Origin of the sequence: Streptosporangium album (assembly GCF_014203795.1) — a bacterium.
Taxonomy (GTDB): Bacteria; Actinomycetota; Actinomycetes; order Streptosporangiales; family Streptosporangiaceae; genus Streptosporangium; species Streptosporangium album.
The window spans coordinates 4,106,873-4,133,431 of the sequence record NZ_JACHJU010000001.1; the positions used below are offsets into that span (position 1 = coordinate 4,106,873).

Below are 26,559 nucleotides of genomic sequence, written 5' to 3' on the forward strand. Positions count from 1 at the left end.
TTTTGAGAGGCTTTAATGCCTTTTATGTCCCTTTGTGTCATCGGGGTGGCCCCATGGCTCCTGGGGCCGCTTGCGGGCCGCCGGGCCGGTACCTAGCGGGGTCGCCTGCGCAAGCCGTACACCAGCCAGATCGTGCCGCCGATCAGGACGGTGCCCAGCAGGGCGATGCTCACGTGGAGGACCGTCTGTGAACCGCGCTCGGCTCCGAGCGTCGCGGTGGGAAGGGGGTTCGGCGATGTCCTCGACACGTTCGGTGCGGCCGGGAGGGTCGGCAGGGGCGCGGCGTCGGGGACCGGGTCCACCAGCCGGCCGACCGGGGCGACCTTGCCGCGGTTGGCGAAACCCCAGTCGAGCAGGCCGGCGACCTCGTCCCAGAAGTAGCCGTCGTGCCGCATGATCGACACGATGATCGTGTGACCGTTGCGCCTGGCCGCGCCGACGAAGCTGCCCAGTGCTTTGGACGTCCAGCCGTTCTTGACGCCGATCATGCCCTTGTAACGCCAGAGCAGCTTGTTGTGGTTGCCGATCTCGTAGTAGCCCTTGGGGGCCGGAAACTTGTCAGTCTTCATGCTGATATATCGCTGAAAATCGTGGTTGGCCAGCCCGGCCCGGGCGATCAACGCCAGGTCGTAGGCCGAGCTGCTCTGGCCGGGCTTGTCCAGCCCGTTCGGCGTCTTGGCCACGGTGTCGAAGGCCTGGATCCGCTTGGCCTCGGAGTTCATGTCCTGCAGCGTCTTGGCCAGGCCGCCGTTGGCCTCGGCCAGCGCCATCGCCGCGTCGTTGCCCGAGACCAGCAACATCGCCTTGAACAGGTCCTCAACGGTGTAGATGGGCTTGGAGACCAGGCCGACGGCGCTGCCCTCCTCGTTCACGGCGCGGTTGCTCGGCCTGACCTTCCGATCCTTGTCGAGCTTCGGGATGAGGGTGAGCGCGGTCAGCGCCTTGAGCGTGCTCGCGGGCAGAAAGCGCCCGTGGGGATCCTTTGCGGCCAGCACCTCTCCGGTGTCGGCGTCCGCGATCACGTAGGACCGGGCGGCCGTCTTCGGGGGTGCCTTCACTCCCTGCGAGACGATGAGGCCGCGCTCGCCGAGGTGGGTGCCGCCGACAGGCTCTGTCTCGGCATGTGCGGGACCGCCCAGAAAGACGGTCGCCGCAAGCAGCACCACGACGGGTGCGACATGTTTCATCCCCATAGTGATCTCAGGGTAGCTTCGTGCAGATTCGCATGAGGTGACCCACACGCTGACCAGGGAACAGAGCTGGCAACGGAATACTGATGTCATGCAAATATCGCGAAAGATCGCTGGATTTCTGATCGCCGTCGCGGCTTTCATGATCTTTGAATGGATCAATCTCGCCTTCAACCTCGCGGACGGCCATCCGACGGCCTTCTACGTGGTGCACGGCATCCTGGTCGCCGTGAACATCGTCGTGGGGATCGTGCTCGGTGTGATCGGCCTGCGCGGACTGACCGGCCTACGTGGACGGGCAGAGCGCGAGCAGGGTCCTCCGATGTAGCTCGGCGGCCTCCTCGGCCGAGTTGCCGATGCTGGTGAAGCCGAGCTTGCCGTACTCCGGAACCGCACCGAGCAGGTGCAGGACGTTGCCCGTCCGGGACTCGTGGTCGAAGCCGAGACCCCTGTCCTGGACCAGCTTGACGACCTCTCCGGGTGTACGGCCTCGCAGCCCGGCCGAGGTGCAGTTGTCGGTCGCCATGTAGTACTTGGGCTGGCCGTCGTGCATGAGCGTGCCGGCATCGGGATCGTAGGCGGCGCCGGTGGTCAGCAGCGCGGCGCCGAACGGGTGGGTGGTCCCGCCGATGCGCAGGTTGATCTCGCACAGCAGGGGCCGGTAGCCGGCGTCGGTCTTGACGGCGAAGAAGTCCATGCCGAACAGACCCACCACACCCCGTCTGGCGAGGACCCGGGCGATCTGCTCGGCGCACTCGCCGACCTGGGTGCGGTAGGCCGACCGCGCGGGGAAGGAGCACCCCTGGTAGACGTCGCCGTTCGGGCCGCCGAGAATCTGCTCGTGCGTGGCGACCACGTCATAGACGCCGCCGGGAGTGATCCTGGCCAGGGCACTGGGGGAGCGCAGCGACAGGTCGTCGACGAACTCCTCGATCACCGCACCCCGCTCGGCGATCTTCTCGGCGAACGTCGTCCAGGTCTCGTGCGCCGCGGAGAAGCTGGTGGGACAGGCGGTGAGCGGCCGCTCATCCTTGATCACGATGGCGTTGCCCAGCCCGGAGTAGCTGTTGTTGAGCTTCACCATCAGCTTGGACGTGGGACTCAGCGCGCGGGCCGCGTGCTCCACCTCGGTCAGCGACCGCAGGTCGGCGAAGCCGCGGGGCATGGGCACCCCGGCCTCCTCGCCGATCACGCGCCCACCGCTCTTGGACCCCAGGTGGGCCAGCGAGGTGGCCGGGCCGTAGATCGGCAGGCCCAGGACCTCGGCGAGCCGCTCCTCATGCTCGCTGACCACGAACGGCACCATCCACGCGCCCGTCGCGCGGCCGAGCGGCGAGCGGATCCGCGCGAGGACATCCGGGCGGCGCAGCAGCGACACGGTGAGGGGGTTGGTGTGCGGATCACCCAAACTGATCATTTGCAGGCGGGTGCGGGCCTCGTCGGGGTCGTCGAGGAAGCTCAGGTAGTAGTCCACGATCGCGGTGTCCACCGGCATCGAGGAGAGGTAGATGACCTCCACGTCCGGTTGCCTGAGCGTGAGCAGGAGAAACAGCAGCCGTTCCTCATAGCACAGGGCGCCGGTGATCCTCCGTAGCTCGTCTTGGGGGAGCGACAGCGACGGGATGACCACCAGGGTCCCCTCGTTCGGTTCGAAGAGGCTTAACTTTGCATGCTTCTCCGCGAATGGGATGTTAGTGATCATATGCGGAGTGAAGCACGCATTCTTCTCGTTTGCATCACTCCCTCGGGTGCGATGACCGGCACCTGAGGTCACGTAAATTGCCAGGTCGTCGATGTTTCAACAGGGCCGCTACCGGCCACTGCCGTGATGGCACCACCCGGTACGGCTACCACCCCTAGCCCATCCGGGCCATCAGGCCTGGTCCGAGTGGGCCAGGAGTCACGGAAGCAGGGGGTGGGACGGCAAAACATTTGGCGTAGATGTCGGCGGGCTGTCGCTGAGGAGGGATAAAGTCGATGTCATCGCCAGCACGCCGGTGGCCTCACACCGGTCTGTCGCTTGCGTGATCGGCAACGCCCTCGCCGCCGGGCTGGCGGAGAGGTGAAACGCCTGTGGAGCTGGTGTAAGACCTCAACGGAGATCCTTCCGGGCGGGCGACCGGCGGTGAAGCAGGAAGCCTCACGGGTGACCGTGGGAATCCCCTCCCTCCGGGGAGGGGAGGATGTCAACAGTCGTACTGGTGTGGCCCGCGGCATCTACCCCGGCCCATCGACACGACGATCATTTTTTCGGACTGCTTCATGGATCCCGTGATTCTGGGCAGTGGCACGGTGCGTCGACGATTCAGACTGCTGGCGCGGATGGGATGGTGACCAATGCGGGGGCGTAATTTTCGGGGAGAACTCGACACGTTCCTCGCCGGGCGTGAGCAGGAACTGATCGACTTCCGTCGTGACCTGCACATGCATCCCGAGCTCGCGTTCGCTGAATACCGTACGACACAGCGTATCGCCGACCGCCTGATCGCGGCCGGCCTCGTCCCCTCGGTTCTCCCGCGCGGCACCGGCCTGATCTGTGAGGTCGGCAGCGGTGACGGGCCGACCGTGGCGCTGCGGGCCGACATCGACGCACTGCCCGTGCCGGACGAGAAGGACGTTCCCTACAGCTCCACCGTCCCCGGCGTGTGCCACGCCTGCGGCCACGACGTGCACACCACGATCCTGCTCGGCACAGCCCTTTTCCTGGCTCAGCAGTCGGCGGCCGGGCTGCTGCCCGGCAGGGTCCGGCTGATCTTCCAGCCCGCCGAGGAGCTCCCCGGCGGGGCGCTGGAGGTCATGGCCTCGGGCGGCATCAGCGGTGTCGACCGGATCTTCGGTCTGCACTGCGACCCCCGGGTGGACGTCGGCAAGGTCGGCCTCAAGGCCGGTCCGATCACCTCCGCCTGCGACAAGGTCGCGATCCGGGTGAGTGGTCCCGGCGGGCACACCGCCCGGCCGCACCTCACCGCCGACCTGGTCTTCGCCCTCGCCAAGATCCTTACGGAGCTGCCCGCGGGGCTGTCCCGCCGGGTGGACCCCCGCTCGTCGCTGAGCCTGGTCTGGGGCCGGGTCGAAGCGGGCTCGGTGGCCAACGCGATCCCGGACGACGGCGTCGCCGAGGGCACCGTGCGCTGCCTGGACGAGGACGCCTGGCACGCCGCTCCCGACCTGATCAAGGCGCTGCTCGACTCGGTCGCCGGCGCCTACGGCGTCGAGGCCCGGATGGACTACGTCCGTGGCGTGCCACCGGTGGTCAACGACGAGGTCAGCGTGCAGATGCTGACCGAGGCTGCGGCGGGCGTCCTCGGGGAGGGCGCCGCGGTGCCGACGCAGCAGAGCCTGGGCGGCGAGGACTTCGGCTGGTATCTCGAGTCCATCCCCGGCGCCTTCGCCCGGCTGGGCACCCGTAAGCCGGGTTCGCTCCAGATGGGGGACATCCACCAGGGCACCTTCGACGTGGACGAGGCCTGCATCGGCACCGGCGTGCGATTCCTGGCGGCGACCGCGCTGACCGCACTCTGGGAGGGGCAGCGCCCCGGTTCGCACGAGCCCGTCGCGGGCATCGCGATGGCCTGAAGGGGAAGCGTCGACCTGCCGGGAGACACCGGTGACAGCGGAATGGCCCCACCGTGACGGGGCCGTGAAGACGGCCTGACGCTACCCGCCGGTAGCGTCAGGCCGTCTCCGTGTGTCACAGGGCGGCCTGAGCTGCATAACAGACGTATTGCGGACTCGTGTGCTGGTTTGGTCAATGCTGGTCAACCAACTATCTTCCGTGCAGGGTTGCCGTGCGTCTCTTCGCGCGTGCACTGAAACGCGAAGGGAGTCCATCTTGCTTCAGAACCGATTCGGCAAGCTGGCAGCGACCACACTGGTGGGCACCATGCTCATGGGAGCTGCCGCGTGTGGTGGAAGCGACGAGCCGGCCACCTCGGCCAAACCGGCCGACGGCGCCAGCGGCGCCCCGGCCGCAGCGGGCGGGAAGGTCGGCTTGGCCTATGACATCGGCGGCCGTGGCGACCAGTCGTTCAACGACGCCGCCGCCGCAGGTCTGGACAAGGCCAAGTCCGAGCTCGGTCTCGCGGAGACCAAGGAGCTCGAAGCCGGCAACGGCGAGACCGAGGCGGCCAAGGAGGAACGGCTGCGGCTGCTCGCCTCCGGCGGCTACAACCCGATCATCGCCATCGGTTTCGCCTACTCGGGACCGCTGAAGAAGGTCGCCGCCGAGTTCCCGGACGTCAAGTTCGCCATCGTGGACGACGCCGACGCGACCGGTGCCAACATCTCCAACCTGCTCTTCGCCGAGCACGAGGGGTCCTTCCTCGTCGGTGCCGCCGCGGCGCTGACCAGCAAGAAGAACCACGTGGGCTTCGTCGGCGGCGTCCGGGTGCCGCTGATCGAGAAGTTCGAGGCGGGCTTCGCCGCCGGCGCCAAGGCGGTCAAGGCCGACATCAAGATCGACAGCAAGTACCTGACCGAGCCGCCGGACTTCGGTGGCTTCGCCGACCCGGCCAAGGGCAAGACCGCGGCCGAAGGCATGTTCGACGCGGGAGCCGACGTGGTCTACCAGGCCGCGGGTGGGTCCGGTAGCGGCGTGTTCGAGGCCGCCAAGGCGGCCAACGGCCTGGCCATCGGCGTCGACTCCGACCAGGCCAAGACCGCGGCCCCCGAGGTGCAGGGTGTCATCATGACCTCCATGCTCAAGAAGGTCGACGTCGCAGTCTTCGACTTCCTGAAGGGCTACACCACCAACTCGGTGAAGTCCGGCTCGACGGTCTACGACCTCAAGGCCGGCGGCGTCGACTACTCCACCACCGGCGGCCAGGTCGACAAGATCAAGTCGAAGCTCGACGAGTACAAGCAGAAGATCATCTCCGGCGAGATCACCGTGCCGGACAAGAACTCCTGACCTGGTACTAATAAAGGGCCCGGCGGACAATTCCCCCGGGCCCTTTGGCCGATCGTCACCATCACGTTCCGTCACAGGGCCATCCGTGCGGAGGAGGCCGTCATCAGCACCTCGACCCCGGCCGTCGAACTCGAGGGAATCACAAAACGATTCCCCGGCGTCGTGGCCAACCGCGACATCTCCCTATCTGTACAGCAGGGTCATGTGCATGCCGTCGTCGGCGAGAACGGCGCGGGCAAGTCCACCCTCATGAAGATCTTGTACGGCATGCAGCGCCCCGACGAGGGTGAGATCCGTGTCAACGGGACGGCCACAAGCTTCCGTTCCCCGGCGGACGCGATCGCGGTGGGCGTCGGCATGGTCCACCAGCACTTCATGCTGGCCGACAACCTGACCGTGCTGGAGAACGTGATCCTCGGCAGTGAACCCCGCAGCGGCGGGGTCGCGATCGACTTCGGCGCCGCCCGCAAGAAGATCAGGCAGATCTCCGAGTCCTACGGCCTCGGCGTCGATCCCGACGCCACGGTGGAGGACCTGGGTGTCGGCGCCCGGCAGCGGGTGGAGATCCTCAAGGTTCTCTACCGCGGTGCCCGGATCCTCATCCTCGACGAGCCGACCGCCGTGCTCGTGCCGCAGGAGGTCGACGAGCTCTTCGACAACCTGCGCGAACTGGTCCGTGAGGGCCTCACGATCATCTTCATCTCGCACAAGCTGGACGAGGTGCTCTCGGTCGCCGACGCCATCACCGTCATCCGGCGCGGCACCACCGTGGCCAGCGTGTCTCCCAAGGGCGTGACCGCCAGGCAGCTGGCCGAGCTCATGGTCGGCAGCGAACTGCCCAGCCCGGAGACCCGCGAGTCCACCGTCACCGACGTGGTCGCCCTGTCGGTGCGGAACCTGACCGTCCGCTCGGCGGATGACCGCCGTGTCGTGGACGGCGTCGACTTCGACATCCGCAAGGGCGAGGTGCTCGGCATCGCCGGCGTCGAGGGCAACGGCCAGGCCGAGCTCGTCGAGGCCATCATGGGCATGCGCGACGCCGAAGGCGGGATCCGGCTCGGCGAGGAGGACATCTCCGCCTGGTCGACGCTACGCCGTCGCGAGGCCGGCATCGGCTACATCCCCGAGGACCGGCACCGGCACGGTCTGCTGCTGGAGGCTCCGCTCTGGGAGAACCGGATCCTCGGTCACCAGACGCGGCGACCCAATGTCAAGGGTCCCTGGATCGACCGCGCGGGCGCACGCAAGGACACCCAGCGCATCGTGGAGGAGTACGACGTCCGTACCCCGGGAATCGACGTGGACGCCGCCGCCCTGTCCGGCGGCAACCAGCAGAAGCTGATCGTCGGTCGGGAGATGAGCGGCGAGCCGGTCTTCCTGATCGCGTCCCACCCGACCCGTGGTGTCGACGTCGGTGCCCAGGCCGCGATCTGGGACCACCTGCGCGCCGCCCGTGCCGCAGGTCTGGCCGTACTGCTGATCTCAGCGGATCTGGACGAGCTCATCGGCCTGTCGGACACGCTGAAGGTGATTCTGCGCGGCCGTATCGTCGCGGACGTGGATCCGCGGACGGTGACGCCCGAGCAGCTCGGGTCTGCCATGACCGGTGCTGGAGAGGCGGCATGAACATCTACGCAACGCAGGTGGCGAGTGCGTTCCGCGCACCTGCGGAAGGCACGCACAGGGCGGCCGGGGTGATCGCATGAGCCCCGCGGAGTCGAGCTTCACCGACCGGTTGCTCGGCCGGGTCCGGCTCGGCGGCCTGCTGTCGCTCGCCGCGCCGATCCTCGCCATCGTCTTCGCCGGCCTGATCACCTCGATCGTCCTGCTGATCACAGGCGACCCGCCCCTGGAGACGCTGGGCATCATGGTCGACTACGGCGTGCAGCCGCGCTCGATCGTGCTGACCCTGAACTCCGCGACGACCTACTACCTGTCCGCGCTCGCGGTGGCGATCGGGTTCAGGATGAACCTGTTCAACATCGGCGTCGACGGCCAGTACCGCCTCGCCGCGCTCACCGCGGCGGCCGTGGGCGGCGCGGTCGTCCTGCCCGCCCCGCTGCACATCGCCCTCATCATCTTCGTCGCCATGCTGGTCGGCGCGGGATGGGCGTCGATCGCGGGCCTGCTCAAAGTCAGGCGCGGCGTCAGCGAGGTCATCTCCACGATCATGCTGAACGCCATCGCCACCGCGCTCGGCTCCTGGCTCCTCAACAAGGACCGCCTCGCGGTCTCGGTCGCGGGCAGCAACAACATCGGCACCAAGCCGATCGGCCCGTCCGGCCAGGTGCCCGGCATGGCGATCATCCCCGGCACCGAGACCAAGGTGTTCGGCCTCGTCATCCTGGCGATCGTCATGGGGATCCTCTACCACGTGCTGCTCAACCGGACCCGCTTCGGCTTCGACCTGCGCGCCACCGGCCGATCCGAGTCGGCCGCGGTGGCCAGCGGCGTCAACGTCAAGAAGATGATCCTCGTCGCGATGATCCTGTCCGGCGCGGTGGCGGGCCTGGTCGGCATGCCCCAGCTGCTCGGCGCGTCCTACAGCTACAGCCTGGACTTCCCCACGGGACTGGGCTTCACCGGCATCGCGATCGCGCTGCTCGGCCGTAACAATCCGATCGGCATCGCCTTCGGCGCGTTGCTGTGGGCCTTCCTCGACACCTCGTCGGGCATCCTGCAGCTGCACGAGATCTCCCCGGAGATCGTCCAGATCATGCAGGGCACGATCGTGCTCTCGGTGATCATCGCCTACGAGCTGGTCCACCGCTACCAGATCTCGGCCGGGCAGCGCCGGGTGAGCAAGGAACTGGCGAGCGGGACCCCCACCCAGGCTGAAGGAGCGTCGGCATGAGCGAGGGCGCCACGACCCTGGCGGAGGCTCCGCTGGAGGAGTCGAGAAAACCCGTCAAGTTCAAGCTCACCTGGCAGGTCCTCCTGCTCGCCCTCGGCGGGCTCATCCTCCTGCTGTCGTTCACCCGGGCCGTCACCGGCGCCGTCGACCTCACCTCGGCCGGAGCGATCAACGCGGCAGTCGCGCTGGCCGTGCCGATCGGCCTGGCCGGTCTCGGCGGTCTGTGGTCGGAGCGGGCCGGCGTGGTCAACATCGGCCTTGAGGGCATGATGATCCTGGGCACCTGGGCCGGTGCCTGGGGGGCGATCCACTTCGCCAACCCCTGGGCGGGCATCGTCGCCGGTGCGATCGGCGGGGCCCTCGGCGGCCTGCTGCACGCGATCGCCACCGTGACGTTCGGGGTGGACCACATCATCTCCGGCGTCGCGATCAACATCCTGGGGCTGGGCGTCACCCAGTTCCTGTCCAAGGTGACCTTCGCCGAGATGCCGGGCGGCGGTGACTCCCAGTCGCCTCCCGTTCCCAAGCCGGGCATCGTGAGCCTGCCGTGGGTCGGGGATCCGCTGGCCACGCTGGAGGCCAAGCAGTGGTTCCTGCTGTCCGACGTGGCAGGCATCCTGCGAGGGCTGACGACGAACGTCTCGCTCTTCACCCTCCTGGCGATCCTGCTGATCCCGCTGACGTTCTATGTGCTCTGGCGCACGGCGTTCGGCCTGCGGCTGCGCTCCTGCGGCGAGCGGCCGGTGGCGGCGGAGTCGCTGGGTGTCAACGTCTACTACTACAAGTACGTCGCGGTGGTCGTCTCCGGCGCCCTCGCGGGTCTCGGTGGCGCGTTCCTGTCACTGGTGGCCTCCAGCGCCTACCGCGAGGGGCAGACCGGCGGCCGCGGCTTCATCGGCCTCGCCGCCATGATCTTCGGTAACTGGCGTCCCGGCGGTCTGGCGGCCGGCGCGACGCTGTTCGGCTACACCGACGCGCTCCAGCTCCGCCGGGGCGGCGAGTCGGTGCACGCCCTGCTCCTGATGGTAGCGATCATGATCGCCGGTGTGGCGGTCTACCAGCTCGTCAGGCAGAACCGCACCAGGGCGGCCTTGATCACCGGTGCCGCGGCGATCGTGGTGTTCGTCGTGTTCACCCTGACCGACACCATCCCGCCCCAGTTCACCTCCGTCACCCCGCACATCACCACCCTGCTGGTGCTGTCGCTGGCGGCCCAGCGGCTCCGGCCTCCGGCTGCCGACGGGGTGCCGTACCGCAGGGGGCAGGCGAAGTGACCACATCGAGCGAGACGAGGGGCACGCCGTCCGCGGCGTGCCCGCGAGCGGAGCAAGCCGGATGACCATCGACTGGGCCGCGCTGAAGGCGGAGGCCGCAACGGCAATGGCGAACGCCTACGCCCCCTACTCCAAGTTCCCCGTCGGCGCCGCCGCGCTGGTGGACGACGGCCGCATCGTGTCCGGCTGCAACGTGGAGAACGCCTCCTACGGCATCGGGCTGTGCGCGGAGTGCGGGCTGGTGTCGGCGCTCCAGGCAACGGGGGGTGGCCGGCTGGTCGCGTTCACCTGCGTGGACGGGCACGAGGAACTGCTCATGCCGTGCGGGCGCTGCCGCCAGCTACTGTTCGAGTTCGGCGGCGCCGAGCTGCTGGTGGAGACCGTGGACGGCCCCAAGACGATGGCGGAGATCCTGCCGTACGCCTTCGGGCCCGACAATCTGAGCCGGGGGGCCTAGAGCATGGACGCGATCGACGTCATCGTCACCAAGCGGGACGGGCGGGAGCTGTCCGCCGAGCAGATCGACTGGGTGATCGACGCCTACACCAGAGGGGTCGTCGCCGATGAGCAGATGTCCTCTCTGGCGATGGCGATCCTGCTCAACGGCATGAACCGGCGGGAGATCGCCGGGTGGACCCAGGCCATGATCCGCTCCGGGGCCCGGATGGACTGGTCGGCGCTGCCCGGCCGTACCACCGACAAGCACTCCACCGGCGGCGTCGGAGACAAGATCACGCTGCCGCTGGCCCCGCTGGTCGCCGCGTGCGGCGGCTACGTGCCCCAGCTGTCGGGCCGGGGGCTCGGCCACACCGGCGGCACCCTGGACAAGCTGGAGTCCATCCGGGGCTGGCGGGCCTCCCTGTCCAACGGCGAGATGCTTGACGTGCTCGGCAAGGCCGGCGCGGTCATCTGCGCGGCGGGTGACGGGCTGGCCCCGGCCGACAAGAAGCTCTACGCGCTGCGCGACGTCACCGGCACCGTCGAGTCGATCCCGCTGATCGCCTCCTCGATCATGTCGAAGAAGATCGCCGAAGGCACCGGGGCGCTGGTGCTGGACGTCAAGGTCGGCTCGGGCGCCTTCATGAAGACCGTGGACCAGGCCCGCGAGCTGGCCACCACCATGGTCGAGCTGGGCACCGACGCCGGGGTCACCACCGTCGCGCTGCTCACCGCCATGGACCGGCCGCTCGGCCGGGCCGTGGGCAACGCCCTGGAGGTCGCCGAGTCCGTCGAGGTGCTCGCCGGCGGCGGTCCCGCCGATGTCGTCGAGCTGACCGTACGGCTGGCCCGTGAGATGCTTTCGGCCGCCGGCCTGTCCGGGGGCAAGGATCCCGAGCAGGCGCTGAAGGACGGTTCGGCGATGGACGCCTGGCGCCGGATGATCAGTGCCCAGGGCGGCGACCCGGACGCGCTGCTGCCCAGGGCCGCCGAGACCCTGCAGATCACCGCGCCCTCTTCCGGCGTGCTGTCCCGGCTCGACGCGTACGGCGTGGGCCTGGCCGCCTGGCGGCTCGGCGCGGGCCGTGAGCGCAAGGAGGACCCGGTGTCCTTCGGCGCGGGCGTCACCCTGCACGCCAGGCCGGGCGACCTGGTCCGTGAGGGCCAGCCGCTGATGACCCTGCACGCCGACGAGACGTCCCGCTTCGAGCGCGCGCTCGGCGCGTTGGAGGGCGCCTACACCATCGGCGAGACCGCCGACCCCGACCTGCTCCCCCTCGTCATCGACCGCATCACCGCCTGACCCTTTCCCTGTTCAGGGCCCGCCGGGCCCGCAAGTGTCTGGCGGGGGCGGCGCGTCCACGGCGGAGTCCTGCCGGTCGACAGCGGCGCGTTCGCAGCCGGTTTCGCATTCCCGGTTCGACACGGACACGGCCGACGCGATCACCGGTGTGCTCTCCAGGGAGCTCGGCGCGGAAGCGGTCGCCTGGATCTTCGCCGGCGTCAGGTCCGGCTGTGCTCGCAGCGGGCCGTCGGTGGATGCGACACCGCCGGCCAGGGCGGAGGTGAGCATCTGTCAATCTCCACCATCTGACAGCGTCGGCCCTTTTCCCAGCGGTACGGTCTCACCGTTTCTGCTGATCTCGCAGAGAGGTCGTTCGGCCGGCGGACGGTTCGGCGCGCGATCACCTCCCGGTGGGACGCGATCGTCGCCGTCCACCGGAACGCGAGAACGGTCCCAGCGGTGAGCGGGGTTGCCGCGGGTGGGGCGTGTCAGACCCGGGCCGGGGCGCAGGCCGGTTGGGCAGACGACTCGGGGCCGAAGACGTCGGTCAGCACGGCGCGATGGGTGGGCTGGGCCTCCGCGTGGCGTGCCCGGCCCTCGTCGGTGATCAGGACGAAGACGCCCCGCCGGTCGGACTCGCACATTCCCCGGCAGACCAGGCCTGATTTCTCCAGGCGGGCGATCAGTCGCGAGCAGGCGCTCTGGCTCAGGTGGACCGCGTCGGCCACCTCCTGGACGCGGTATTTCTTCTGGCCGCCCTCGACCATGCGCTCCAGAACCTCGAATTCGCTCATGCCGAGCTCGTGTCTCTCGGAGAGCTCGCGCTCCAACACGCAGGCGGCCAGCGCGTGTTTGGCCAGCACATCTCGCCACGCGCGGACCACGTACTCCTCGCTCATGCCGCGGATCATAGCATGCGCGAACATCTAATGCACAAGAATTAAATTCGCTTGCATTAGATGCATCTGCATGTATTGTTGGCCGACATGAATCCCTCCCACGACGGGCGCTGGGATGCGCGCCTCTGGGCCGCGCTCACGGTGCTCTGCGCTGTCGTTTTCCTCGACGCACTCGATGTCTCGATGGTGGGCGTCGCCCTGCCTTCCATCCAGGCCGACCTCGGCCTGTCCACGTCCTCCCTGCAGTGGGTGGTCAGTGGTTACGTGCTCGGATACGGCGGCCTGCTCCTGCTCGGCGGGCGCACCGCCGACCTGCTCGGGCGGCGCAGGGTCTTCCTGGTCGCGCTGGCACTCTTCGCCGTGGCCTCCCTGCTGGGCGGGCTGGTCAACGACGGCACGCTGTTGATCGTCGCCCGGTTCATCAAGGGGATCAGCGCCGCCTTCACCGCCCCCGCCGCACTGTCCATCATCACCACGACCTTCGCCGAGGGCCCGGCCCGCAACAGGGCTCTCAGCATCTTCACCGCCTCCGGCGCCAGCGGCTTCTCCCTGGGCCTGGTCATCTCCGGCTTCCTGACCGAACTCGGCTGGCGCTGGACCTTCCTGATGCCGGTCCCCGTCGCGATCATCGCGCTGGTGGCGGCCCTCAAGTTCCTGCCCAAGAACCACGAGGACAGGGCCGAAGGGGGCCATGACCTCATCGGTGCGGCGACCATCACCGCCTCGATGCTGCTGCTGGTCTTCGGCGTGGTGGAGGCACCCTCGGCCGGTTGGGGATCGGTCCGCACCATCGCGACCCTGGGGGCCGCCGCGGTCATGCTGGGGGTGTTCGTACTGACCGAACTGAAGGTCAAGCACCCGCTGGTACGGCTCGGCATCCTGCGGTCGGGACCGATCGTCCGGGCCAACCTCGGCCTGGTGATCCTGTTCGGCTCCTATGTCGGCTTCCAGTTCGTGGCCATGCAGTACTTCCAGAACTTCCTGCACTGGTCGGCCCTGGAGACCGCGATGGCGTTCCTGCCCGCCGGGCTTCTCGTGGCCGTGACGTCCACCAAGATGGGCAACCTGGCCGACCGGTTCGGCACCGCCAAGCTCATCGTGATCGGCGCGGCCGCGCTGACCGCCGGCTATGCCTTCTTCCTGCAGGTGGACGGTCATCCCAGCCTGGCCGCGCTCATCATCCCCGGCATGGTCCTGCTGGGCATCGCCTTCGCCCTGTCCTTCCCCTCGCTGAACATCCAGGCCACCAACGGTGTCGCGGACGACGAGCAGGGACTTGCCTCCGGGCTGCTCAACACCTCCGGGCAGGTCGGCGGCGCGGTGATGCTCGCCATCGTGACGGCGGTGCTCACCTCCAACACGAGCGCCGACCCGATCGACGGCTTCCGTGCCGCGATCACGGTCTCCGCGATCCTCGGAGCGGTCGGCCTGGTGATCGCCCTCACCGGTCTCCGCCGCCCTCGTACGGCTCTCGCCGTCGAGGACGAGAGGGTCCTCGAAACCGTCTGAGAAGCCTTCCGAGACCGCTCGCGTGCCGTACGGAAAAGACGTCCTGCGTACGGCACGCGAGCCGGCCGCCGCCGGGGACGGGGGTCCCGGCGGCGGTTTCGCCGTTCATCTGAGGGATCGGTCTCCGACTTCCGGCTTGACGCCCTGTCATGATCTGGACGCAGCGGATCTCACCCACGGGGTGAACCACTCCCGGGTCCGGGGCATCTAACGAGCCAGGAGGCACACTATGAAGCGCACTCGCGTCGCCCTCGCCCTCATCCCCCTCGCCCTGTTCGCCGCCGGATGCGGCGGATCCACCGCATCGCCTGACGCCTCGTCCGCGTCCGCGTCCGGCGTCACGGCCGCGCCGAGTCCGCCGATCTCCTCACCCTCCGCCACCTCCGCGGCCGGCCCGAAGCCTCCGACCAGCACCAAGGAGGTCGAGGTCAAACGGGCCGTCGACAGGCCGCCGACCGTCACCGGGGCCCGTTTCGCCGAGCACGACGGGTTCGACCGGGTGGTGATCGACCTGAAGGGGGATCTGCCGGGATACAGCGTGCGATGGGTCTCCGAACTGGTCCAGGACGGATCGGGAGACCCGATCGACGCCAAGGGAGGGACCTACCTCCAGGTGTCGATGAACCCCGCCGTCGCGCACAGTGATTCGGGCAGTCCCACCTGGGTGGGCGGGCCGATCTTCCAGGCCGAACTGGGCAACGTGCAGAACGTCGTCAAGACCGGTGACTTCGAGGCCGTGGTGGGCGTGGGCATCGTCCTCGACCACAAGGCGGCGTTCCGGGTGACGGAGCAGAAGGCCCCGAACCGGCTGATCATCGACGTCGCCCACTGAAACCAGTGACAAACTGGCCTTATGGTACGCAGAATCGACAGCGCCACACGGATCCCGGTCCCGGGCGGCAAGACGATCGACGAATACGTCGGCAGGGTCAACAGCGGCGACAGCGGGATCTCGATCGCGCACATGAAGGCCCCGGCCGGGTGGGACGAGCCCGCCCAGACGCCGGAGTTCGGTGAGTACACCCTGGTGCTCAGGGGCACGGTCGTGGTGGAGCACGCGGAGGGCACGACCGAGGTCAACGCCGGGCAGGCGTTCGTGAGCGAGCCCGGGGAGAAGATCCGCTACAGCTGCGGTCCCGAGGGCGCCGAGTATGTCGCCGTCTGCCTGCCCGCCTTCTCGCCGGAGTCGGTCAACCGGGAGGAGTAGCCCCCTCCGGGTCTCCCGGGGCCGTCGCCGGTGGGGCGGAACACCGCTCCGAACACCGTGGACCCCGAGTGTGACCGTCCGTATTTCCAAGATCACCGATTAGGCGTCCGAAGGTAAGATGATGCAATGAGTCAGCTACCCACCCTTGAGGAGATCCGCCGGGCTCCGAAGGTGTTGCTCCACGATCACCTCGACGGTGGTCTGCGGCCCGAGACCATTGTCGAGCTGGCCCGCGAGTCGGGCTACGACAGGCTGCCCACCACCGATGCGGCCGGTCTGCAGGCCTGGTTCCGGGAGGCCGCCGATTCCGGTTCGCTGGAGCGCTACCTGGAGACCTTCGACCACACGGTCGGCGTCATGCAGACACGCGAGTCCCTGATACGGGTCGCCGCCGAGTGCGCCGAGGACCTGGCGGCCGACGGCGTGGTCTACGCCGAGGTGCGTTACGCCCCGGAGCAGCACACCTCCGCCGGGATGAGTCTCGAAGAGGTGATCGAGGCCGTGCAGGAGGGGTTCAGGATCGGTTCCGAGGGGCGTGGCATCCGGGTGGGCACGCTGCTCACCGCGATGCGCCACCAGGCCAGGTCCATGGAGATCGCCGAGCTCGCGGTCCGTTACCGCGACGTCGGCGTGGTGGGCTTCGACATCGCCGGAGCCGAGGCGGGCTACCCTCCCACCCGCCACCTCGACGCCTTCGAATACCTGCAGCGCGAGAACGCCCATTTCACCATCCACGCCGGTGAGGCGTTCGGCCTGCCGTCGATCTGGCAGGCGATCCAGTGGTGCGGTGCCGACCGGCTCGGTCACGGTGTCCGGATCATCGACGACATCGCGGTGTCCGGCGACGGCGAGGCCAAGCTCGGCCGCCTGGCGGCCTACGTCCGTGACAAGCGCATCCCGCTGGAGATGTGTCCCACCTCCAACCTGCAGACCGGTGCCGCGACCTCCATCGCCGATCACCCGATCGGGCTGCTCCGCCGGCTGAACTTCCGGGTCACCGTCAACACCGACAACCGGCTGATGAGCGGGACCTCCGTCTCGGAGGAGTTCGCCAAGCTGTCCGAGGCGTTCGGCTACGGATGGGACGACATGCAGTGGTTCACGATCAACGCCATGAAGTCGGCGTTCCTGCCGTTCGACGAGCGCCTGGCGCTCATCAACGGTGTCATCAAGCCCGGGTTCGCGCGGCTCAAGTGGCAGGCGTGAGCGGGCCGGTACGAGTGGAGTCGGCGAGATGAAACAGGTGTTCCGGTCGAGGACCGCGCTGGCCCTGGGCTGGATCTGGATGGCGTTCGCCGCGGCCAACGCGGTGGATCTGATCGTCCGCTACAGCGGGCCGTCGTCACTGACCGCCGCCGCGGTGCTGGGGGTGATGACCGCGCTGGTCTTCATCACCTGCCTGCGCCCGGCGATCATCCTGACCGGGGACGGCGTGCTGGTCCGCAACCCGATCAGGAACACCTACGTTCCCTGGGAGGCGGTGGACGAGGTCGCGGTCTCCCACTCGATCAAGATCACCTCTGGTGACGGGAGTGTCCGCTGCTGGGCGCCGCAGACCTCGGCCCGGGAGCGGGCGGCGGCCGTACGGCGGGGCAACCCGGTACGCACCGGCGGTCGTTTCCGGACCGAGCCGGCGCGTTCGAAGGGGGAGCAGGCCGCGGCCGAGGCGCTGGCGGGCAAGACCCACGCCGACTGGGTGGCCGAGCAGATCACCGAGCGGGCCGAGTCGGCGAAACGGGCGGCCGCCATGACCGTCCCCCCGCCGGCTGCCGAGCATGCCGACGGCCCGGGCGTGCGGTCCGCGGAGCCTCCTGCCGCCGGAGCCGGGGCGATGAAGGTCACCTGGGCGCCGAGCGCACTGGCCGCCCTGCTGGCCGCCGTCATCCTGGTGGTCGCCGCCTTCCTCGCTTGACCCCGACGTTCAGAGGCCGGGTTCGGCCCCGCCCGCCGGGGCCGAACTCCACGCGCCCGGCGGAGCGCACGGCCGGGATGAAAGGCGGCTCCGCGCCGCCACCGGTGTCCCCTGATCGGCCGGGTTACAGCCCCAGGGCCGCCGACAGGTCGGCCTTCAGGGCGTCGAGGTCGCGTACGGCCTGCGCACGGGCGTCGGCGATCTCGCCCGTGACGGGGACGACGACCTCCAGGTAGCACTTGAGCTTGGGCTCGGTGCCCGACGGGCGGACGACGACGCGGGCGCCGCCGGACAGCCGGTAGCGCAGGCCGTCGGTGGGCGGGAGGCCGGCGGAGCCCTCGCTGAGGTCGTCGGCGGACTCGACCTCGCGGCCGCCGAGCTTCACCGGCGGGGTGGCGCGCAGCCGGGCCATCGCGCCGGTGATCAGGGACAGGTCGTCCACCCGGACCGAGAGCTGCGAGGTGGCGTGCAGGCCGTGGCGGCGGGCCTGGTCGTCGAGGAGGTCGAGGAGTGTACGGCCGTCGAGCCTGGCCTGGGCGGCCAGCCCGGCGACGGTCAGCGCGGCACCGATGCCGTCCTTGTCGTGGACGGGCAGTCCGGCGTCGGAACCGACGCTGTAGCCCAGGGCCTCCTCGTAGCCGAAGACCAGCCCGTCCCCGGCCTTCATGATCCACTTGAAGCCGGTGAGGGTCTCGGCGTAGCGCACGCCGTACCCGGCGGCGATCTTGCCGAGCAGGGAGGACGAGACGATGGTGGTGGCCACCAGACGCCCGTCTCCGGAGGTCTGCCTGATCACGTGCTCGCCGAGGAGGGCGCCCACCTCGTCACCGGTCAGCATCCGGTAGCCGCCGTCCGGCAGCGGGACGCCCACCGCGCAGCGGTCCGCGTCGGGGTCGTTGGCCAGCACGATGTCGGCGCCGATGTCCCGGGCGAGCTCCAGCGCGAGGTCCATCGCGCCCGGCTCCTCCGGATTGGGGAACGCGACGGTCGGGAAGTCCGGGTCCGGGGCGGCCTGGGCCGGGGCTGTCGCGGGGGCGTCGAAGCCCGCGGCCTCGAAGGCTCCGGCCAGCGTCGCGCCACCCACGCCGTGCAGCGGGGTGTAGGCCACCCGCAGGTCACGGGCGTCGCCGAGCGGGAGCGCGGTCACCGCCTTCAGATAGGCGGCCACGATGCCGTCGTCCAACGCGGTCCAGGCGGGGTCGCCGGGGGAACCGAGGGGCAGGCCGGAGACCTGCCCGACGGCGTCGATGGCCGCGGAGATCTCCGCGTCGACCGGCGGCACGATCTGGGAGCCGTCGCTCCAGTAGACCTTGTAGCCGTTGTCCCGGGGCGGGTTGTGGCTGGCGGTGACGGTCACGCCCGCGTCGGCGCCGAGGTGACGGACGGCGAAGGCCAGCACCGGGGTGGGCAGCGGCCCGGGCAGGACGGAGGCGCGCAGCCCGGCACCGGTGAGCACGGCGGCGGTGTCGCGGGCGAAGACGTCGGACTTGTGCCGGGCGTCGTAGCCGATCACGACGTGCCGTCCCGGGCCGAGGACCCGCGCGAGACCGGCGGCGGCGCGCATCACGGTGACGCGGTTCATCCGGTTGGGGCCCGCGCCCAGCTCACCGCGGAGGCCGGCGGTGCCGAACTCCAGCTTGGCGCCGAACCGGTCGCGGAGCGCGTCCTGGTCGCCGTCCTCCAGCAACGCGGTGAGTTCGGCCCGGGTCTCCGGGTCAGGGTCCTGGGACAGCCAGGACTGTGCAAGCCGTACGAGATCGCTGCTCATCGTCACCTCATGTTCCGGGCGCTCGCCGTCCGGGCCCGTCCTACAGTTTGCCGACGACCTTGGCGAGCAGGCCGCCCATGCGCGCGGCGGTGGCGCGGCCCACCTCCAGGACTTCCTCGTGGTTCAGCGGCTCGCCCACCAGCCCGGCGCCCGGGTTGGTGACCAGGGAGATGCCGAGCACGTCGGCGCCGCCCTCGCGGGCCGCGACGGCCTCCAGCGCGGTGGACATGCCGACCATGTCGCCGCCGAGGATCCTGCACATGCGGACCTCGGCCGGGGTCTCGTAGGTCGGCCCGCGGAAGGCCACGTAGACGCCCTCGGCCATCGACGGCTCGATCTCGCGGACCAGCTCGCGCAGGCGCGGGGTGTAGACGTCGGTGAGGTCGACGAAGGTGGCCCCGGTGATCGGGTTGGCGCCGGTCAGGTTGATGTGGTCACTGATCAGCACCGCCTCGCCGACCTCCTGGGTCTCCGGCCGCAGGCCCCCGGCGGCGTTGGTCAGCACGACCGTGCGGGCACCGGCCCTGATCGCGGTCCGGACCCCGTGCACGACCGGGTCGACGCCCCGGCCCTCGTAGAGGTGGGTCCGGCCCAGGAAGATCAGCGCGGTCTTTCCCGAATCGGTGCGCACCGCGCGGATCCTGCCCGCGTGGCCGGCGACGGCGGGCGGTGCGAAACCCGGAAGGTCGGTCACGGGGATCTCGGCGATCGTCTCGCCGATCGCGTCGGCGGCCGGCACCCAGCCCGAACCCATCACCAGGGCGACGTCGAACGACTCGACTCCCGTGGCGCTCTTCAGCGCGGTCGCGGCTTCCGTGGCGAGTGCATAAGGGTCATTGCTCACGTTGCAGAGCGTACTCGTCGTTCTTCCCCGATCCAGCCTGCCGGCATGGCCGTGACGTTCTCGCGGGTCGGACGGTCCGGTCGCATGGGACCGGGTCAGCCGCCGAGGGACGTGCAGGGGCGGTTGCGCAGCTCCTTGACGTAGTCGTCGGGGGCGCCGGCACGCTCGGCGGCCTCGGCCAGGATGCCGAGGTAACGCGCGGAGGGCAGGCCGCCTTCGTAGCCGTCGAGCACGTAGAACCAGGCCACGATCTCGCCCTCCAGGGTCTGCACCCGGAGTCTGACCTTGTGGTAGAGGCCGCGGAGCGCGCCCTCCCACTGGTCGAGGGAGGTCTCGTCGAGCTCGGGGACGTCGTAGAGGACGACGAAGACGTGGTCATCGGGGTCTTCGACGATGGAGGCGAGTGCGCCCTCCCAGCCAAGGTCGTTACCGCCGAACGTCAGGCGCCAGCCCTGAAGCCAGCCCGACCCCCGCATGGGAGAGTGCGGGGCCCGCTGGGCCATCTGATCAGGGTCCATGTTGCTGCCGTAGGCGGCGTAGACAGGCACGGCACACAACACTAATCGAAGAACGCCCATCTACTCACTCCGCCTCGGCGTCCCGTGGATTTTCTCCGTGTTCCCCATCGATTCCGTGGCCGGAGAGGGGGACCGGAGAGATGGTTGGTCCGGGGATGCGGGAGAATGGGGTAGTGACAAGGATCGTGATCATCGGTGGCGGGCCCGGCGGATACGAGGCGGCGCTGGTGGCCGCGCAACTCGGAGCACAGGTCACGGTGGTCGAGCAGGACGGTCCCGGCGGGGCCTGTGTGCTGACGGACTGCGTGCCGTCCAAGACGCTGATCGCCACCTCCGTGCGTAAACAGGCACTTCTCGACGCCAGCATGCTCGGCGTGCACTACACCGGCGGCTCCGACGGCGACGCCGGTGTAGTGCACGCCGACATGCCGCTGGTCAACACGCGGGTGAAGGAGCTGGCCCAGGCGCAGTCGGCCGACATCGCCGCACGGCTGGCCGCCGAGGGGGTCGAGGTGGTCAGGGCTCCCGGGCGGCTGGTCGATCCGCAGGTGGTCAGGGCCGGTGACCGGACGATCCGGGCCGACGTCGTGATCGTGGCGACCGGCGCGACCCCGCGCATTCTGAACGGCGCCGAGCCCGACGGGGAGCGCATCCTCACCTGGCGGCAGATGTACGACCTGGAGGAGCTGCCCGAGCACCTCATCGTGGTCGGCTCCGGCGTCACCGGTGCGGAGTTCGCGGGCGCCTACCGCTCGCTCGGCTCGGAGGTCACGCTCGTGTCCTCGCGCGATCGGATGATGCCCAACGAGGACGCGGACGCCGCGGAGGTCCTCGAAGAGGTCTACCGGCGCCGCGGGATGAACGTCATGGGCCGTTCCCGGGCGGAGTCCGTCAAGCGCACCCCCGACGGCGTGGTCGTCACGCTGGAGGACGGCAGGACCGCCGAGGGCACCCACTGCCTCATGACGGTCGGCATGGTCCCCAACACCGCCGGCATCGGGCTGGAAGAGGCCGGGGTCACCCTCGACCGGGGTGGCTTCATCCAGGTGGACAAGGTCTCCCGCACCTCGGCGCCCGGCGTCTACGCGGCCGGTGACTGCACCGGGGTGCTGATGCTCGCCTCGGTGGCCGCCATGCAGGGCCGGATCGCGGTCTGGCACGCGCTCGGCGAGGCCGTGCAGCCACTCCGCCTGGCCACCGTCGCCTCCAACATCTTCACCGACCCCGAGATCGCCGCCGTGGGAGTCGCGCAGAAGGCGATCGAGGCCGGTGAGATCGAGGCCAACGTGGTCAAGCTGCCGCTGGCCACCAACGCGCGGGCCAAGATGCAGGGCTTCAACGACGGCTTCGTGAAGCTGTTCTGCCGCCCGCACACCGGCATCATCCTCGGCGGGGTCGTGGTCGCCCCCCGCGCCTCCGAGCTCATCCTGGCGGTCTCGGTGGCCGTCCAGCAGCGGCTCACCGTGGACCAGCTCGCCCACACCTTCGCGGTCTACCCCTCGCTGTCCGGCTCCATCACCGAGGCGGCCCGCCGTCTGATGCAGCCCATGACGCCCAGCGGGATCTGACCAGCGGCTGCTCCAGGGCGCTCCGCCTGCTCCGCCGGGTGCCGATGCCCCAGACGGCCAGGGTGAGCGCCAGGCCGACCGCGCTGAACGCGACCATGAAGAGCCCGACGGACGGAGCGCGCCCGGTGCCGATCGGCTTGGCGCCTCCCGGCCGGTTCTCCCTGCCCCGCGTCCCTGCCCCGCGTCCCGGGCCCGGTGTCGCGGGAGGGCCGGACGGGCTGACGGCCGACGTCCGCCGGGAGGCCCCAGGCTCCGGTCAGGTCGGCGCAGCGCAGGTCGAGGGGGAGGCGGGCCTCCCCGGTGAAATCCATGCCCCGCAGATCGAGCCCCTGGCCGGGCGGGCATGGCCCGGCCAGGGCCTGGACGGGAGAGAGTCCCGTCCCCGACAGCGCGAAGATCGCGGTGATGAGTGTCAGGGGGGACGGAACGTCGCACGGGAACCTCCTCGGAAGCGATCCCGATCGTCTCAGGGGATCACCGTGTCCCGCTGGCCACCCGCCTGCATTTTCCGTACTTTCTGTACGGCATGGCTGCCGGAGGGTAGCCGCAGGCCGCCCGGGATCGGCTGCTCATCGTCGCCGTGGTTGATCGCGAACAGCCATCCGCCACGCCGTATCAGCTCTACACCCACCAGCACAAGTCCCGGGTGAAGCAGCCGGTCAAGCAGCTCCGAGGCTTCCAGCGGGTCCACCTCGCACCGGGCGAGTCGAAGGTCGTGAAGCTCCCGCTCAAGACCGCCGACCTGGCCCTGTGGGACGTGACCCGGGGACGTTTCACGGTGGAGCCGTCCACCCACGACGTGCTCGTGGGCCCGTCGTCGGACAGCGTCCGCCAGCGGGCCACGGTCCAGGTGACAGGCGAGCGCATCCCCGCCCGCGACCTCACCAGGGTCACCCGCGCGGCCGACTTCGACGACTACGCCGGGGTCGAACTGGTCGACGAGACCAAGGTCCGCGGCGACGCGGTCGGCGCCTCGGCGGGCGGGTGGATCGCCTTCAGGGACGCGGACCTCGGCAAGGGCGTCACCGGCGTCAAGCTCGGCGTCGCGGCCACCGCGGCCTCCTCCGTCGAGGTCCGCCTCGGCTCCCCGGCCGGAAAACTCCTCGGCACCGTCCCGGTGACCGCCACCGGCGGGGTCTACCAGTGTGCCACGGCCACCGCCCCGCTCCCGGGCGCGCGCGGCAAGGGCGACCTCTACCTGGTCTTCAGGGGCGACCTGCGCATCAAGGACCTCGTCCTGACCCGCTGACCCATCCGGTACGGCTCGCATCTCGCTGCCCATGAGGCGCGAGCCGTACCGAACCATGGAGAACTGGGCTTTTGAGGTCGAGATCCCTCTCGACCAGCCGTTTGACGCGTACGCTGTCGTTATGAGCGACGCAGCATTCGAGATCGCCCTGGAGGAACTTCACGCCCACCCGGAGCGCTGGGATGAGGCCGTCGCCTCTGCGGCCCGGGGCAAGGTGATCGCACTCACCGACAGGGGAGAGCGGCTTGCGGCCGTCGTGTCCGCCGACCAGATCGGGCTGGTGGAACGTCTGCAGGAGACCGTCGAGGTGCTTTCCGACACCGAGGCGGTCATGGCGATCGTCGAGTCGCGAAACTCGATCGCGGCCGGTGAGAGCGTGTACGGGTCTGAGGCGATCCGCGCGCTCCTTGACCACCGTCGGTGAGTGAGTACGAGCGCCCGCCTTTTGAACCGGTTCTGGGCGCTGCGGCCAGGCGGGCCATCTCGGACAAGCTCCCGCCCGATGTTGCGACAGGGGCGGTTGACTTCATCACGGGCGCGCTCCTGGCGAACCCTTACCGAGTCGGGAAAGAACTCAACGAGCCGCTCGCGGGCATCTACAGTGCCCGGCTGATGCGTGACTGGCGCATTCTGTACGAGATCCATGATGAACAGGAACCGCGAGAGATTCACGTTCTCGACATCCGGCATCGTGCAGACGCCTATCAGCGTCGTTGATCTTCCGAATCACCCCGCTCGACGGCATCAAGGACCTCGTCCTGACCCGCTGACCCATCCGGTACGGCGTGCGCCTTCCCTCTGAGGGGGGCGCACGCCGTACCGGGTTCGGCGCCGCCTGTCTGTCCAACGTCACTCGGTGAGGTCGTACCACTGGGGAGTGGCGGCCTTCAGCGGGTCGGGGGCGGGGCCGGCCTCGGGGCCGGGGACGACGTAGAGGTCGACGGCGTCGGAGCTGTGGTAGCGGGAGCCGTCGACGATCCAGCCGTCCTCGACCCGGTCCGCGGGGACGGTCTGGTCGAAGAAGCTGGTCTGACCGGTGGGGCCATCGTTGGGGAGGATCCAGAGCAGGCGGTAGCCGACCTTCAGCCCCCGCCGGTGCAGCTCGGCGCGGACGGCCGCGACCGTCTTGCCGTGAACCGGGTAGCCGTCCAAGGCCTCCTCCTCCGAGGGGTCGTAGGCGGGGCCCTCGGTGTAGGGCTCGCCCGGTTTGGCGGGGCGGCCGACCCCGAAGACGACCCGGCCGGGGAAGTCCGCGGGCATCCAGACCTTGCCGCAGAACGCCGACGCGCAGTGCTCCAGGCGCTGTACGCCTATGCTCCCGTGCCATTTGAAGCCCTCGGGGACGATGGGGCCGATCAGCGTGCCCACCTCGTCCGGCGCCACCGGGATGACCTTCACCGTGACGTTCAGCCCGACCGCGCGGAATGCCTCCTCGAAGCGCCGGTGGTCGGCCGCGGGGTCGGTGATGGTGACGCTGAAGGAGTCGTCGGTCTTCTTGATGGAGACGGCCGCGTTGGCGTACTCGGTCGCCGGTCCGCCGAAGGGCAGCCCGATCGCGACGGCGACGGCCAGGGCGGTGGCCGTGGCGAGCAGGACGGGCAGCCGGGCCCGTCCCGGCCGGGGGAGCCAGGACGGCCGACGGCGCGCAGGCGGGGTCGCCATGATCTCCTCAAGCAGGTCGTGGACCCCCTGGCTCAGGGCGGGCTCGGTGGATCCGGCGGCGGGGTCGATGGCGGACACCATCCGGTCGATCTTGCTCATCGGTGCTCTCCCCTCAGTACGGCCGTCACGTGGACCTCGTCTGTCGTGTCGAGCAGCCGGGCCAGTCGCCTGCGGGCCCGGTGCAGGCGGAGCCGGGCGGCGGTGCCGCTGCAGCCCAGCACCTTGGCGATCTGCGGCCCGGTCAGCCCCTCCCAGCAGGCCAGCGCGAGCACCTCCCGGTCCGCCGGAGCCAAAGTCGCGAAGGCGGATCGGACGGCGTCGGCCCGTGGGTCGGCGGACGCCGTCTCCTGGCCGGTGGCCAGTTCGTCGCGGAGCCGCGAGGCCAGCGCGGTGCGGCGGGCGTCCCCGCGCCGATGATTGGCCAGGACGCGGCGGGCGGTGCCGTACAGCCACAGCAGAGTGGCGTCCCCCTCGGGCACGTCGTCCAGCCGCCGCCACGCGATGAGGAAGGTCTCCGCGATCACATCGGCGACGTCGTCGGCCGAGTCGGTCCGGCGCAGCGCGTAGCGGTGCATCGCCGGATAGCAGGCGAGGTAGAGCGCCTCGAAACGATCGCGCGCGCCGGGGGGCACGCGTGGATCCTGCACAGGTGTCTCCTAACCGAGAAGGTGCCGAACACCCGATGAGGTGTCCGGCACCTCCGGAAGTGTTTCACCCGCTGGTCAGACGTGCCGCCGGTGACGCCGGAGGACCGTCCGCCGGGAGGCGCACGCCGTACTGCGAGACCGGGGTGTGGCATTTCCCGGCAGACGATCCGGGTGCGCGCTCAGCCCTTGACGGCGCCGATGATCACTCCCTTGGTGAAGTGCCGCTGGACGAACGGGTAGACGAACAGCACCGGGAGCAGTGCGACGACGACGATCGCCATCTGGAGGGCGAGGCTGGGGGGCAGGGTCTGGCCGGCGACCGTGGCGTCGCCGGTCTGGCCGGCGAACAGGGACTGGCCCTGGAGCACGTACTGCCGGAGCACGACCTGCAGGGGCAGCTTGGCGTTGTCGTTCAGGTAGAGGACGGCGTTGAAGAACGAGTTCCAGTAGCCCACCGCGTAGAACAGGCCGATGACGGCCGTGACGCCCTTCGACATGGGCAGCACGATCTTCCTCAGGATGTGGAACTCGCTCGCCCCGTCGATCCGCGCGCTGTCGCTCACCTCCGCGGGGATGTTCATGAAGAACGCCCGCATGACCACCAGGTTGAACGCGGTGACCGCGCCCGGCAGGATCAGCGACCAGTAGGTGTCGATGAGTCCCAGCGAGCTGACCAGCAGGTAGTTCGGGATGAGCCCGGGGCCGAACAGGAACGTCAGCAGGATGAGGAACAACATCGGCTTGTGCAGCAGGGAGCCCGGCCGGGACAGGCCGTAGGAGGCCAGCACCGTGACGGTCAGGCTGATGGCCGTGCCGACGAGGGTGA

27 protein-coding genes are annotated in these 26,559 nt (G+C 69.5%); 17 read left to right on the forward strand and 10 right to left on the reverse strand.

Annotated features, from left to right (window positions below; translation table 11 throughout):
- Nucleotides 1-92: 92 nt before the first annotated feature.
- Nucleotides 93-1,187 carry a D-alanyl-D-alanine carboxypeptidase family protein gene (locus tag FHR32_RS19915; protein ID WP_246466219.1) on the reverse strand — a complete coding sequence of 365 codons (1,095 nt, stop codon included), beginning with the start codon at nt 1,185-1,187 and terminating at the stop codon, nt 93-95.
- A 43-nt stretch (nt 1,188-1,230) separates the two neighbouring features.
- On the opposite strand from FHR32_RS19915, the gene FHR32_RS19920 reads away from it, so the two are divergent.
- On the forward strand, nt 1,231-1,518 hold the full coding sequence (locus FHR32_RS19920; RefSeq protein WP_312882488.1) for an SCO4848 family membrane protein: 288 nt from the start codon (nt 1,231-1,233) through the stop codon (nt 1,516-1,518).
- On the opposite strand, the gene FHR32_RS19925 is transcribed toward FHR32_RS19920, so the two are convergent.
- A complete protein-coding gene (locus tag FHR32_RS19925; RefSeq protein ID WP_312882489.1) occupies nt 1,477-2,820 on the reverse strand; it encodes a peptide ligase PGM1-related protein in 1,344 nt (447 codons plus the stop codon). The genes FHR32_RS19920 and FHR32_RS19925 overlap by 42 nt on opposite strands.
- A gap of 707 nt (nt 2,821-3,527) precedes the next feature.
- Here FHR32_RS19925 and FHR32_RS19930 point away from each other — a divergent pair.
- From FHR32_RS19930 to FHR32_RS19960, 7 genes are all read left to right on the forward strand, one after another.
- Entirely contained in the window at nt 3,528-4,766 is a 1,239-nt protein-coding gene (locus tag FHR32_RS19930; RefSeq protein WP_184755673.1) for an amidohydrolase, read from the forward strand.
- Nucleotides 4,767-5,022: 256 nt separating this feature from the next.
- Nucleotides 5,023-6,099 carry a BMP family lipoprotein gene (locus FHR32_RS19935; RefSeq protein ID WP_221465477.1) on the forward strand — a complete coding sequence of 359 codons (1,077 nt, stop codon included), beginning with the start codon at nt 5,023-5,025 and terminating at the stop codon, nt 6,097-6,099.
- A 102-nt stretch (nt 6,100-6,201) separates the two neighbouring features.
- Nucleotides 6,202-7,725, forward strand: coding sequence for an ABC transporter ATP-binding protein (locus FHR32_RS19940; RefSeq protein ID WP_184756604.1), 1,524 nt, complete (start codon nt 6,202-6,204; stop codon nt 7,723-7,725).
- A gap of 76 nt (nt 7,726-7,801) precedes the next feature.
- Nucleotides 7,802-8,953 carry an ABC transporter permease gene (locus FHR32_RS19945; RefSeq protein ID WP_184755674.1) on the forward strand — a complete coding sequence of 384 codons (1,152 nt, stop codon included), beginning with the start codon at nt 7,802-7,804 and terminating at the stop codon, nt 8,951-8,953.
- Nucleotides 8,950-10,227, forward strand: coding sequence for an ABC transporter permease (locus FHR32_RS19950; RefSeq protein ID WP_184755675.1), 1,278 nt, complete (start codon nt 8,950-8,952; stop codon nt 10,225-10,227). The genes FHR32_RS19945 and FHR32_RS19950 overlap by 4 nt, the downstream gene beginning before the upstream one ends.
- 61 nt (nt 10,228-10,288) lie before the next feature.
- On the forward strand, nt 10,289-10,684 hold the full coding sequence (locus FHR32_RS19955; protein WP_184755676.1) for a cytidine deaminase: 396 nt from the start codon (nt 10,289-10,291) through the stop codon (nt 10,682-10,684).
- 3 nt (nt 10,685-10,687) lie between these two features.
- Nucleotides 10,688-11,968, forward strand: coding sequence for a thymidine phosphorylase (locus FHR32_RS19960; protein ID WP_184755677.1), 1,281 nt, complete (start codon nt 10,688-10,690; stop codon nt 11,966-11,968).
- A 12-nt stretch (nt 11,969-11,980) separates the two neighbouring features.
- Here FHR32_RS19960 and FHR32_RS19965 read toward each other — a convergent pair whose 3' ends face one another.
- The gene (locus FHR32_RS19965; protein ID WP_184755678.1) at nt 11,981-12,238 is read right to left on the reverse strand and encodes a hypothetical protein; all 258 of its coding nucleotides are present in this window, start codon (nt 12,236-12,238) and stop codon (nt 11,981-11,983) included.
- A 200-nt stretch (nt 12,239-12,438) separates the two neighbouring features.
- Entirely contained in the window at nt 12,439-12,849 is a 411-nt protein-coding gene (locus FHR32_RS19970) for a MarR family winged helix-turn-helix transcriptional regulator (RefSeq protein ID WP_184755679.1), read from the reverse strand.
- Nucleotides 12,850-12,936: 87 nt separating this feature from the next.
- Here FHR32_RS19970 and FHR32_RS19975 point away from each other — a divergent pair, with 87 nt between their 5' ends.
- The 5 genes from FHR32_RS19975 to FHR32_RS19995 all read left to right on the forward strand — a co-directional run bounded on the left by FHR32_RS19975 (nt 12,937) and on the right by FHR32_RS19995 (nt 17,477).
- Nucleotides 12,937-14,358 carry an MFS transporter gene (locus tag FHR32_RS19975; protein ID WP_246466221.1) on the forward strand — a complete coding sequence of 474 codons (1,422 nt, stop codon included), beginning with the start codon at nt 12,937-12,939 and terminating at the stop codon, nt 14,356-14,358.
- Between the two features lie 229 nt (nt 14,359-14,587).
- Entirely contained in the window at nt 14,588-15,190 is a 603-nt protein-coding gene (locus FHR32_RS19980) for an AMIN-like domain-containing (lipo)protein (protein ID WP_184755681.1), read from the forward strand.
- A gap of 21 nt (nt 15,191-15,211) precedes the next feature.
- Entirely contained in the window at nt 15,212-15,565 is a 354-nt protein-coding gene (locus FHR32_RS19985) for a cupin domain-containing protein (protein ID WP_184755682.1), read from the forward strand.
- A gap of 126 nt (nt 15,566-15,691) precedes the next feature.
- Complete coding sequence (locus tag FHR32_RS19990) at nt 15,692-16,771, forward strand: adenosine deaminase (protein WP_184755683.1); 1,080 nt, start codon at nt 15,692-15,694, stop codon at nt 16,769-16,771.
- A gap of 28 nt (nt 16,772-16,799) precedes the next feature.
- Entirely contained in the window at nt 16,800-17,477 is a 678-nt protein-coding gene (locus FHR32_RS19995) for a PH domain-containing protein (RefSeq protein WP_184755684.1), read from the forward strand.
- A gap of 124 nt (nt 17,478-17,601) precedes the next feature.
- Here FHR32_RS19995 and FHR32_RS20000 read toward each other — a convergent pair whose 3' ends face one another.
- The 3 genes from FHR32_RS20000 to FHR32_RS20010 form a co-directional block, all read right to left on the reverse strand.
- Nucleotides 17,602-19,245 carry a phospho-sugar mutase gene (locus FHR32_RS20000; RefSeq protein WP_184755685.1) on the reverse strand — a complete coding sequence of 548 codons (1,644 nt, stop codon included), beginning with the start codon at nt 19,243-19,245 and terminating at the stop codon, nt 17,602-17,604.
- Nucleotides 19,246-19,285: 40 nt separating this feature from the next.
- On the reverse strand, nt 19,286-20,089 hold the full coding sequence (locus FHR32_RS20005; RefSeq protein ID WP_184755686.1) for a purine-nucleoside phosphorylase: 804 nt from the start codon (nt 20,087-20,089) through the stop codon (nt 19,286-19,288).
- Between the two features lie 95 nt (nt 20,090-20,184).
- Nucleotides 20,185-20,637: a gamma-glutamylcyclotransferase family protein gene (locus tag FHR32_RS20010; protein ID WP_184755687.1), complete on the reverse strand. Its 453-nt coding sequence runs from the start codon at nt 20,635-20,637 to the stop codon at nt 20,185-20,187.
- A gap of 143 nt (nt 20,638-20,780) precedes the next feature.
- On the opposite strand from FHR32_RS20010, the gene FHR32_RS20015 reads away from it, so the two are divergent.
- From FHR32_RS20015 to FHR32_RS44570, 4 genes are all read left to right on the forward strand, one after another.
- On the forward strand, nt 20,781-22,175 hold the full coding sequence (locus FHR32_RS20015) for an NAD(P)H-quinone dehydrogenase (RefSeq protein WP_184755688.1): 1,395 nt from the start codon (nt 20,781-20,783) through the stop codon (nt 22,173-22,175).
- A 580-nt stretch (nt 22,176-22,755) separates the two neighbouring features.
- On the forward strand, nt 22,756-23,424 hold the full coding sequence (locus FHR32_RS20020; protein ID WP_312882492.1) for a fibronectin type III-like domain-contianing protein: 669 nt from the start codon (nt 22,756-22,758) through the stop codon (nt 23,422-23,424).
- Between the two features lie 121 nt (nt 23,425-23,545).
- Nucleotides 23,546-23,848, forward strand: a complete 303-nt coding sequence (locus FHR32_RS20025) for a hypothetical protein (RefSeq protein WP_184755689.1) — start codon at nt 23,546-23,548, stop codon at nt 23,846-23,848.
- A complete protein-coding gene (locus tag FHR32_RS44570) occupies nt 23,845-24,141 on the forward strand; it encodes a type II toxin-antitoxin system RelE family toxin (RefSeq protein WP_184755690.1) in 297 nt (98 codons plus the stop codon). The genes FHR32_RS20025 and FHR32_RS44570 overlap by 4 nt, the downstream gene beginning before the upstream one ends.
- A 132-nt stretch (nt 24,142-24,273) precedes the next feature.
- On the opposite strand, the gene FHR32_RS20035 is transcribed toward FHR32_RS44570, so the two are convergent.
- The 3 genes from FHR32_RS20035 to FHR32_RS20045 all read right to left on the reverse strand — a co-directional run bounded on the left by FHR32_RS20035 (nt 24,274) and on the right by FHR32_RS20045 (nt 26,470).
- Nucleotides 24,274-25,185: a hypothetical protein gene (locus FHR32_RS20035; protein ID WP_184755691.1), complete on the reverse strand. Its 912-nt coding sequence runs from the start codon at nt 25,183-25,185 to the stop codon at nt 24,274-24,276.
- Nucleotides 25,182-25,733 carry an RNA polymerase sigma factor gene (locus FHR32_RS20040; RefSeq protein ID WP_312882493.1) on the reverse strand — a complete coding sequence of 184 codons (552 nt, stop codon included), beginning with the start codon at nt 25,731-25,733 and terminating at the stop codon, nt 25,182-25,184. The genes FHR32_RS20035 and FHR32_RS20040 overlap by 4 nt, the downstream gene beginning before the upstream one ends.
- A gap of 179 nt (nt 25,734-25,912) precedes the next feature.
- Nucleotides 25,913-26,470 carry a carbohydrate ABC transporter permease gene (locus FHR32_RS20045; RefSeq protein WP_246467150.1) on the reverse strand — a complete coding sequence of 186 codons (558 nt, stop codon included), beginning with the start codon at nt 26,468-26,470 and terminating at the stop codon, nt 25,913-25,915.
- Nucleotides 26,471-26,559 lie beyond the last annotated feature (89 nt).